4 protein-coding genes are annotated in these 2,830 nt (G+C 74.8%); all 4 read right to left on the reverse strand.

Features of this window, described 5'->3' with window-relative positions; all coding sequences use genetic code 11:
- Positions 1-483 precede the first annotated feature (483 nt).
- Positions 484-693, reverse strand: coding sequence for a DUF6186 family protein (locus tag LPA42_RS33285; RefSeq protein WP_176734147.1), 210 nt, complete (start codon positions 691-693; stop codon positions 484-486).
- A complete protein-coding gene (locus LPA42_RS33290) occupies positions 693-1,100 on the reverse strand; it encodes a hypothetical protein (RefSeq protein WP_043962414.1) in 408 nt (135 codons plus the stop codon). The genes LPA42_RS33285 and LPA42_RS33290 overlap by 1 nt, the downstream gene beginning before the upstream one ends.
- Before the next feature lie 64 nt (positions 1,101-1,164).
- On the reverse strand, positions 1,165-2,205 hold the full coding sequence (locus LPA42_RS33295) for a bifunctional oligoribonuclease/PAP phosphatase NrnA (protein WP_077936700.1): 1,041 nt from the start codon (positions 2,203-2,205) through the stop codon (positions 1,165-1,167).
- The gene (gene rbfA, locus LPA42_RS33300; protein ID WP_077936699.1) at positions 2,202-2,774 is read right to left on the reverse strand and encodes a 30S ribosome-binding factor RbfA; all 573 of its coding nucleotides are present in this window, start codon (positions 2,772-2,774) and stop codon (positions 2,202-2,204) included. Before rbfA ends, LPA42_RS33295 begins: the two co-directional genes overlap by 4 nt.
- Between the last annotated feature and the right edge of the window lie 56 nt (positions 2,775-2,830).

Consider the following 2,830-nt stretch of genomic DNA (forward strand, 5'->3'; position numbering starts at 1 on the left):
TCGCCGGGTACGCGCTGCTGGCGGCCGGCGCGGGGCGTCGGCGGCATCACCGCCGGTCGACGTGGGTCACTGACGGATGTCCATCGACGTCTGGAGCGCGCGGCGGGCCTGCTCGCGCGCCTCGTCGGTGTTCTCGGGCTTGGGCTTGCTGGGCATGGTGATTCCCTCCAGGGATGCGGGTCACGGGGACACGGTGGCCCGACGGCCGGTCGTGCTGGACGCCCGTCGGCGGCCCGGGATCACCGGAGCGGCCGGTCTGGACGCGTGCGCCGGGGTCGGTCCGACCCTGGGGGGAGGCGGCGTCGGGTGCGACGCCACCGCCTGCGGACCAGCGCCGCAGCCACGGCACCGATCGATTCCCAAGTTATCGTTCAGGTCCACATGCTGCCCACTGTTCCCGCCATCTGGACGCGACGAGGGCTGCCCGCGAAGTGCCGGCCGGGCACCCGCACCGGCCACCGGGGGAGCACGGTCGGCACCCGGTCAGCGGGCGAGGAAGTGCCAGCCGAGCCACCACCAGAAGCCGAACAGGCCGATCCGGCCGACGGGGACCGGGCCCACCTCGTATCGCATGACGTAGGCGCAGACGTCGGCCAGCGACGGGATGCGCGAGCCCGGGCGGCGGGCCGCCCACTCGACGGCGGCGAAGAGCGCCAGGGCGGTGAGGAAGCCGCCGATGGCGAGGGCCCGCATCATCGCCGCACCAGCCCCCAGAACGCGGCCAGCCAGGCGAACCAGGCCGCGGAGCGGACCAGCTCGTCCTCCAGCAGGGGGTCGGCCAGCCGGGAGAAGGTGGGGAACTCGTCGCCGACGGCCAGCACGAAGGTGACCCCCTCGAAGACGCCGAACACGGCCACCGGAAGCACCCACCAGACCGCCCCCGCGCCGAGCCGGCGCGGCGCCGGCCGGCGCGGCACCCGGTTGCCCAGGCCCAGCCAGATCAACGCTCCCCCGGTGCCGAGGGTGTAGAGGTTCGCCGAGGCGGAGAACGAGGGCAGTTGCCCGCCGACCAGGGAGAGACAGACCAGCACCGGCACGGTGACCACGGGGCGCTCCCACGCCCGGGTCTCCGCGACGGAGAGCTCGCTCGGGTGCTCCATCCCCCGATTCTCCCCGCCATCACGCAGCGCAGGAAGGCCGACACCCCCCGGAGTCGTCCCTGATCTACGCCCCGATCAGTGCCTTGTCCAGCTCGGCGCGAATGCTGGCCACCACGTCGTCGGCGCTGCCCCGGCCGGTGAAGCCGGCCGCGAACGTGTGGCCGCCGCCGCCGAGGGCGACCGCGACCCGGCTGACGTCCACCGCGCCCTTGCTGCGCATCGAGACGGCCCACTCGTCGGGGCGGACCTGCTTGACCACGCAGCTCACGTCCGCCTCGGCGGTGCACCGCACCGAGTCGATCAGGGCCTCCAGCACGTACGGTCGCTGGTCGTGCCGGGCCAGGTCGTCGAGCGTGGCGTACGTCCAGACCAGGCCGTTGCCCCCGGCCGCCGTGGGCTCCAGGCGGGCCCGGCACATCACCTCGCCGAAGAGCCGCACCGCCCCGAAGGGCCGGGTGTCGAAGACCCGGCGGGAGATGTCGCCGGGGCGGATGCCGGTGGCCAGCAGCCGCGCCGCCAGCTCGTGCACCGCCGGGGTGGTCGCCTCGAACCGGAACGACCCGGTGTCGGTGGTCAGGGCGACGTAGAGGCCCTCGGCGATCCCCGCGTCCAGCCGCACCCCGAGGCGGGCCAGCAGCTCCTCGGCCACCACGGAGGTGGCCGCGGCCCGGGGGTCGACGAGGTTGATCCCGCCGAACCGGGTGTTCGACGCGTGGTGGTCGAGCACCAGCGCCGTGCCGGCCGTGGCGAGCCGGTCGACCAGGCCGCCGAGCCGCGACTCGCTCGCCGCGTCGAAGCAGACGACCAGGTCCGGCGCGGGGTACGCGTCCTCCTCGGGGACCAGCAGGTCGAGGCCCGGCAGCGCGCGGAACGGCTCCGGCACCTCCGGCGGGCCGGGGAAGGTCGCCCGGAGCTGGCGTACGCCGAGCTGGCGCAGCCCCAGCCCGAAGCCGAGCATGCTGCCCAGCGCGTCGCCGTCGGGGTTGACGTGGCAGATCAGCTGGACCTGCGCGTCGGCCGGCAGGTCGCGTACGGCCGCCACGGCCGCCGCCCAGTCGGCCTCCCCGGGCCCGGTGCCGGCCGCCCCGGCCGCCGGGTCGGTCACGGCCGGTCCGCGCCGCGCGGTGCGTCGGAGTCGGCGGCGGAGCCCGCGACCTCGTCGGCCTCGTCGTCGGCCTCGTCGTCGGCCTCGTCGGAGTCCTCGTCGAGCCGGTACGGCTGGGCGTCGCCGGCGTACTTGGCCTGGGCGGCGAGGCGCTGCACCTCGGCGTCGGCGTGGCGGGCCGCCGCGAGCAGGTCGTCGATCTGCTTGACCTGGTCCTGCACGTCGTCGAGGACGAACGTCAGGCTCGGCGAGTGGCGCAGCCCGAGGGCCTTGCCGACCGTGCTGCGCAGCATCCCCTTGGCGCTCTCCAGCGCCGCCGCCGTGCTGGACTGGGCCGCCGCGTCACCGAGGACGGTGTAGAACACCGTGGCGTCGCGCAGATCGGCGGTGATCCGGGCGTCGGTGATGGTGATCATGCCGAGCCGCGGGTCCTTGATCTGGCTCCGCACCACCGACGCGACCAGTTCGCGAATGCGCTCCGCGTGCCGGCGTACCTTGGCCGGATCCGACCGGCCAACAGTTCGAACATTACCTTCGCGATCGGGCCGGCCGCCGGTCCCGGGCGGCACCGCCGCACGGTCAGTCGTCGTCGCCGTACAGGCGTCGGCGGACCGACAGCAGCTCG

Origin of the sequence: Micromonospora sp. DH13, from assembly GCF_020873825.1 — a bacterium.
In the GTDB taxonomy this organism is placed as follows: Bacteria; Actinomycetota; Actinomycetes; order Mycobacteriales; family Micromonosporaceae; genus Micromonospora; species Micromonospora haikouensis.

Excerpts from the sequence above, each read along its gene's own strand:
- LPA42_RS33285 (WP_176734147.1), bottom strand. The coding sequence starts at position 693 with ATGCGGGCCCTCGCCATCGGCGGCTTCCTCACCGCCCTGGCGCTCTTC.
- LPA42_RS33290 (WP_043962414.1), bottom strand. The coding sequence starts at position 1,100 with ATGGAGCACCCGAGCGAGCTCTCCGTCGCGGAGACCCGGGCGTGGGAG.